General features: G+C 69.1%; 9 protein-coding genes. 3 read left to right on the top strand and 6 right to left on the bottom strand.

What is annotated here, in order from left to right; genetic code table 11:
- On the bottom strand, positions 1-106 hold a 106-nt coding region (locus ACODRV_RS17415; protein ID WP_488909181.1), incomplete at its 3' end, for a Flp family type IVb pilin.
- 267 nt (positions 107-373) lie between these two features.
- Here ACODRV_RS17415 and ACODRV_RS17410 point away from each other — a divergent pair.
- From ACODRV_RS17410 to ACODRV_RS17400, 3 genes are all read left to right on the top strand, one after another.
- Positions 374-790: a pilus assembly protein N-terminal domain-containing protein gene (locus ACODRV_RS17410; protein ID WP_488909180.1), complete on the top strand. Its 417-nt coding sequence runs from the start codon at positions 374-376 to the stop codon at positions 788-790.
- Positions 791-859: 69 nt separating this feature from the next.
- Positions 860-1,324, top strand: a complete 465-nt coding sequence (locus ACODRV_RS17405; RefSeq protein WP_240811674.1) for a TadE/TadG family type IV pilus assembly protein — start codon at positions 860-862, stop codon at positions 1,322-1,324.
- A complete protein-coding gene (locus ACODRV_RS17400) occupies positions 1,324-1,857 on the top strand; it encodes a TadE/TadG family type IV pilus assembly protein (RefSeq protein WP_488909179.1) in 534 nt (177 codons plus the stop codon). Before ACODRV_RS17405 ends, ACODRV_RS17400 begins: the two co-directional genes overlap by 1 nt.
- Here the strand turns inward: ACODRV_RS17400 and ACODRV_RS17395 are convergent.
- The 5 genes from ACODRV_RS17395 to ACODRV_RS17375 are packed head-to-tail and all read right to left on the bottom strand — an operon-like array spanning position 1,854 to position 5,439.
- Positions 1,854-3,128 (bottom strand): anthranilate synthase component I family protein, encoded by a 1,275-nt coding sequence (locus ACODRV_RS17395; RefSeq protein ID WP_488909178.1) that lies wholly within the window; start codon positions 3,126-3,128, stop codon positions 1,854-1,856. The two genes, ACODRV_RS17400 and ACODRV_RS17395, sit on opposite strands and share 4 nt — an antisense overlap.
- Positions 3,125-3,904 carry a tyrosine-protein phosphatase gene (locus tag ACODRV_RS17390; RefSeq protein WP_488909177.1) on the bottom strand — a complete coding sequence of 260 codons (780 nt, stop codon included), beginning with the start codon at positions 3,902-3,904 and terminating at the stop codon, positions 3,125-3,127. The genes ACODRV_RS17395 and ACODRV_RS17390 overlap by 4 nt, the downstream gene beginning before the upstream one ends.
- Positions 3,905-3,922: 18 nt before the next feature.
- On the bottom strand, positions 3,923-4,225 hold the full coding sequence (locus ACODRV_RS17385; RefSeq protein ID WP_488909176.1) for a winged helix-turn-helix domain-containing protein: 303 nt from the start codon (positions 4,223-4,225) through the stop codon (positions 3,923-3,925).
- 3 nt (positions 4,226-4,228) lie between these two features.
- On the bottom strand, positions 4,229-4,855 hold the full coding sequence (locus ACODRV_RS17380; protein WP_488909175.1) for a hypothetical protein: 627 nt from the start codon (positions 4,853-4,855) through the stop codon (positions 4,229-4,231).
- Between the two features lie 14 nt (positions 4,856-4,869).
- The gene (locus tag ACODRV_RS17375; RefSeq protein WP_488909174.1) at positions 4,870-5,439 is read right to left on the bottom strand and encodes a hypothetical protein; all 570 of its coding nucleotides are present in this window, start codon (positions 5,437-5,439) and stop codon (positions 4,870-4,872) included.
- Between the last annotated feature and the right edge of the window lie 138 nt (positions 5,440-5,577).

Here is a 5,577-nt window from a genome sequence, read left to right as displayed (position 1 = left end):
TGACGGCCGAGATGATCACGACGGCGATGAGGGCGGCGATCAGGCCGTACTCGATGGCGGTGGCGCCCGACTCGTCGGACATGAACTTCGAAATGAACTTGGTCATGAGCTTTGATCCTTGGGAACAGAGGTTTAGCGAGCTAACTGACGCGGGGGGAGCCGGCAGCCCGCTTGACCCCCAAAACGCAGGATGGTTATCGCCCGGATCGGTTAAAGTCTGGTCTGCGCTCTTGGTTACTCTGGGGTTTACTCTAAAAAACTGCAGCAACGCTGACCTGGTGAGCTGTTCCGGGTCATTTCAGACTTTCTTGAGGATTGAACGGCAGTGTTCGGCCACGCTCCCGCGCGCGCCCGTTCATTGGAAGTCGTCGCCATGTCCCGCCCGATCCGTTTCGCCGCCGTCCTCGCCGCAGCCGCCGTCATGGCCTGCCCCGCGGTCGTCTCGGCCCAGTCCGCCAGCCTGAATGTCGAGATCGATCAGGCGCGCCGGGTGCAGCTGCGTGGCGCGGCGGGCTCGGTCATCGTGGGCAATCCGGCCATCGCCGACGTCACCGTCGTGGACGCCAACACCCTCTATATCACCGGCAAGGGCTATGGCGTGACCGAGGTGATCGCGGTCGATGCCGTCGGCCGCACCGTCTTCCAGAGCCAGGTCGTCGTGACCTCTGGCGACGGCGGTGGTCGCGTCCGCGTCTGGCGCGGCGCGCAGGCGACGGAGATGGCCTGCGCCAGCTCGTGCTCGCCCTCCGTCCGCGCCGCCGGCAGCAACGCCGGACAACCGACTCCGTAACGCCCGGTGCGCCCGGTCCGGATCCGAAGGGGCGCCGCCGCCCGCCGCGCCCGGGAGGGCTCCAGCGCCGTGGAATTCGCCATGGTCGCCCTGCCCTTCTGCCTGATGATCTTCGCGATCATGGAGCTGGGCATGGTCTTTGTCACCGACTCCATACTCGAGAACGCCACCATCGAGACCGGCCGCCTGGTGCGCACGGGCCAGGCGAAGGCGCAGGGCATGGACGGGGCGCGTTTCAAGGAGGGCGTCTGCTCGCGGATGAGCATTTTCTCCGCCGATTGCCCCAGCCGCCTGAGCATCGACGTGCGGGTGATCCCGCGCTTCAACACCACCCCCCCTGATCCCATGGCCGGCGGGACATTCAACGAAGGCGCGCTGACCTACGCCAACGGGCAGGCGGGCGACCTGATCCTGGTCCGGACATGGTATCGTCAACCCTTGCTCACGACCTTCATGTCTCAGGGCCTGTCGCGGCTGAAGGATGGCACGGTTCGGCTGTCGGCGACGACTGCGTTCAGGAATGAACCCGAATGATGCGGCTCTCGCTTATCCGCAGGCTGGCGAAGGACGAGCGCGGCATCTCGGCGGTCGAGTTCGCCCTGCTGGCGCCGGTGCTGATCGCCTTCTACATGGGCCTGTCCGAGTTCTGTCAGGGCTATATGGCCCAGAAGCGCATGGGTCATGTGGCCTCCATGGTCGCCGATCTGGTGGCGCAGAAAGACACGGTGACGACGGCCGATCTGACCGACGTCTTCTCCATCGGCGGCCTGATCATGAAGCCGTTTCCGACCACGACGCTCAAGCAACGGGTGACCAGCGTGACCCGGACCGGAACCCAGGCCAAGGTCGACTGGAGCCGGGGCGACGGCATGACGGCCCGCCCGAAAGACGAGATCGTGACCCTGCCCGCCGACCTGCTGGAAGACGGCCAGAGCATCATCATGGCCGAGGCGACCTATGACTACGAGTCGCCGGCCGACTATCTGATGCCCGGCCTGACCCGGTTCTCGCACACCTACTATCTGCGCCCGCGGACCAGCGACAAGACGGTCTGCACCGGCTGCTAGGGGCCGGTCAGCGCCTCACGCAGGGCGCGGATCTTGGCTTCGGTCTCGGCCAGTTCGGCGGCGGGATCGCTGTCCGCGACGATGCCGGCGCCGGCGAGGGTGCGGAAGCGCCACCCCTCCCCCTCGCGTTCGAAGGCCGCTGTGCGGATCAGCACCGAGGCGGTCAGACCGCCGTCGGCGATGTGGAACAGGCTGCCGCACCAGACACCGCGCGGCGGCTCGTGGGCGGCGATGACCTTCATGGCCTGATGCTTGGGCGCGCCGGTGATGGAGCCGGGCGGGAAGGTCGCCTCCAGCAGGTCGGCGGGTCCGACGCCCGGCGCGGCGCGGGCGGTCACGGTCGAGACCAGATGATGCACCGTCGGCAGGGGCTCGACCTCGAACAGCCGCTCCACCTTGACCGAGCCGGGCGCGGCGGCGCGGGCCAGATCGTTCCGCATCAGATCGACGATCATCAGGTTCTCGGCCCGGTCCTTGGCGCTGGCCTGCAGTTCGGCGGCGAGGGCGGCGTCGCGGGCGGGGTCCGGATCACGAGGGCGGGTGCCCTTGATCGGGCGGGTCCCGATCCGGCTTCCGTCGAAGGTCAGGAACAGTTCGGGCGAGTTGGACACCACGGCCCGGTCGCCCAGCCGCCAGAAGGCGCCGTAGGCCGAGGCCCGCCCGGCGAGGCGCAGCATCACGTCGAAGGGGTCGGCGCCGGGGTGCAGGGCGCCGGTCCAGGCCCGGGCGATGTTGGCCTGGAACAGCTCCCCGGCGGCGATGCGGGCGACGACGTCGGCGACGGCGGCTTCGTAGGCGGAGGGCGGCGCCTCGGGGTCGAGACTGTCGGCGGGCGGCGGCGGCGGGACCGGGTCGACAGCGGCCGCGAGCCAGTCGGCGGCCCTGTCAGCGGCGGCCGCCGGATCGGCGCCCCGGCCGATGGCGAAGGCCTGGCGGGTCTGGTGGTCAAGGGCCAGCATGGCCGGATAGCGGGCCAGCATCAGGTCAGGCCAGATGGCCTCGCGGGGGCCTGTCGCCGGTCGGGCGCCGGCGTCATAGGCCAGCAGGCCGACAACGCCGTCGGCGAAATCCGGGTCACGCAGTCGGTCCAGACCCGCCTCGACCGGTTCGATGATGACCCGATCCGGTTCGGCGGCGACGAAGGACCAGCGACCGAGCGGCCCGCCGTCCGACAGCAGGGCCAGCGCCCCGTCCCGGTTCCGCAGACCCGTCGCGACGGCGAGGGGATCGCGCCACGGCAGGGGGCGGCGTTCGACCGCGCGGGCGGTCACGCCGACAGCCGCTCGCCGATGCGGTCGCGCAGGGCGACATCCACGCCCAGCGCCTGTTCGAGATAGGCGTCGATGGAGCCGTGGCGCGCCTCGATCTCGGCGATGGCGGTCTCGAGATAGACGGGTTCGACACCGAGGAAGGCGACGACGGCGTCGTGGGAGGCGGGACGGCCGGTGACCTTCTCAAGCTGGCGAGCGACCCTGGGCGCCATGCCCTCCAGATCGACGGCGGTGTTGGTCAGCAGGTAGTCGGCGATCAGATCGTCGCGGTGCACGCCGAGCAGATGATGGGTCAGGGCGGCCAGCGTGCCGGTGCGGTCCTTGCCCGCGGTGCAGTGGATCAGCACCGCGCCGTCCCCTTCGCCGAGGGCGCGGAAGTAGCGGGCGAACAGGTCGAGGTGGGCGGGCTCGAACGGCAGGGTCCGGTAGATGCCGGTCATGAAGCTCCGGCCCGCGTCTACCGTCAGGTCGGCGGTGCGCAGGAAGCGGATATGCGGGGCCTCGGCGTCGGGGCCGAGATCGCTGTGCAGCGCCTGACCGGCCCAGCCGGACGGGCGCTTCGAGGGCTGGTCGCGACGCTCGCCGGGACGGCGCAGATCGACGATGGTCCCGATGTTCAGGGCGCCGAGCCTCTCCAGGTCGGCGTCGGAGACCCGCGCCTGATGCGCCGAGCGGAACAGGCGACCGGTCGCGATACGGCGACCGGCGGCGGTGTCGTAGTCGCCGTAGTCCCGGAAGTTGTCGAGCGCGTCAAAGCGATGGATGCGATCCGTCATGGCATCGCTCTAGCCCGTTCAGGCCTTGCCGACGAGCCCCTGCATCGCGTCGAGATAGGCGATGAAGGCCTTGCGCCCGTCCGGGGTCATGGAGGCCTCGGTCAGGGGCTTGCGGCCCTCGAACCGTTTGGTCACGGCGACGAAGCCCGCGTCCTCCAGCTTGCGCAGATGGACGGACAGATTGCCGTCCGTGGTCTGCAGTCGGGCCTTCAGGGTGTTGAAGTCGGCGGTGTCCACCCCCGACAGCACAGCCATGATGCCCAGCCGGACCCGGCCATGAATCACGTCATCGATGCGGCTGATGTCGAACTCTTCCGCCATGGATCAGGCCTGTTTCGCGCGGCGCATCAGCAGGAAGCCCGGCAGGGCCATCAGCAGGAAGAGGGCCGCCGCATAGCCGAGATACTGGGCCGGCTGGCCGGACAGGGCGCCCAGGGCGGGGGCGGCGATGAAGGAGGCGACACCCAGCCACCACAGCGGGCCGGACTTCAGCATGGCCGCCGTGACGGACCAGCCCATGCCGTAGAAGACCATGATGATCGAGGGGACCATCCAGAAGATCAAACCGTTCTGATCGGCCCCGAGGCGCAGGGTGACGGTCATCATCGAGGCGAACAGCACGAAGATGCCAAAGCCGACCCCGGCCCAGACCGTTCCGATGGCGCGGTCGGCGGCGGTGCGGACTCCCTCCGCGCGGCGAAGTCGCAGGATCAGGGCGAAGTTGACGATCAGGAACAGACCCGTCGCGATCAGCCACTCCATGCCGGCGGCGACCAGTCGCGGCGCGATCAGCCCGGTCATGTGGGCCCAGTGCAGCAGGCTGGTCAGGCCGTAGATGAGGCCGGCGGCGAGCAGGATGGAGGCGCCGCGCATGGGGGCGGCCCCGTTCTCCTCGGCCAGCTGACGCAGCCAGGCGATGTCGGCCGAGGTGTTGTCGGTGTCGTGAGTCATCGGAGGTGATCCTTTCAGGCCGTGCGGCCGGACGCCAGCCCGGCGCCGGGGATGAGGACGAAGGCGAACAGGGCGCAGGCATAGACAAGGCCGCGGACGGAACTGTCGATCAGGGCCGCCGCCAGACCGGCGGCGCAGAAGGCCCCGACGGCCGGACCGATCATCCAGCCGCGCCGGGTGCGGATCGCGGCGGTCGTCCAGGCGACACCGTACAGGCCGATCCCGACCGGGGTCATCCAGTACATCGTGGTGAAGTCCTGACGGACGATGGAGAGGGCCAGAAGGATCAGGGCCGCGCCGATGGTCGCACCGATGCCGAGGCGCGACCAGACCGCCGCGCGCCGCCCGGCCTCCCCGCCCATGCGTCGCAGGCGGGCGAGGGCGAACAGGAAGACCGTCACGGCGACGGGCCAGCTGAGCGACAGGACGGCGGGATGCAGGTGCAGCAGACCGCTCTGGACGCCGTACTGGAACAGGTTGGACAGGCCGAAGACGGTTCCGGCGAGCGCCAGCACACGACCGGCGGCGACGGCGAGGGTCGGGGTTGAAACTGGCGCGGAGGCGGGCAGGACAGCGGCGGTCATGGAGCGGTTCCGGTTGCGATGACCACAGAGTGCGTGAAGAACTTTATTATGTAAAGTACTTATCCGACGCAATGAAAATGAGGGTGGGAAGGGCGCGGGACGCCGGGCCTCGCCCGGTGTGTGGTGTTTTGTTTTACC

The organism is Brevundimonas sp. FG8, from assembly GCF_057808845.1.
Note: the sequence above shows the minus strand (reverse complement) of the source record. Positions and strands in the feature narration are given on the sequence as shown.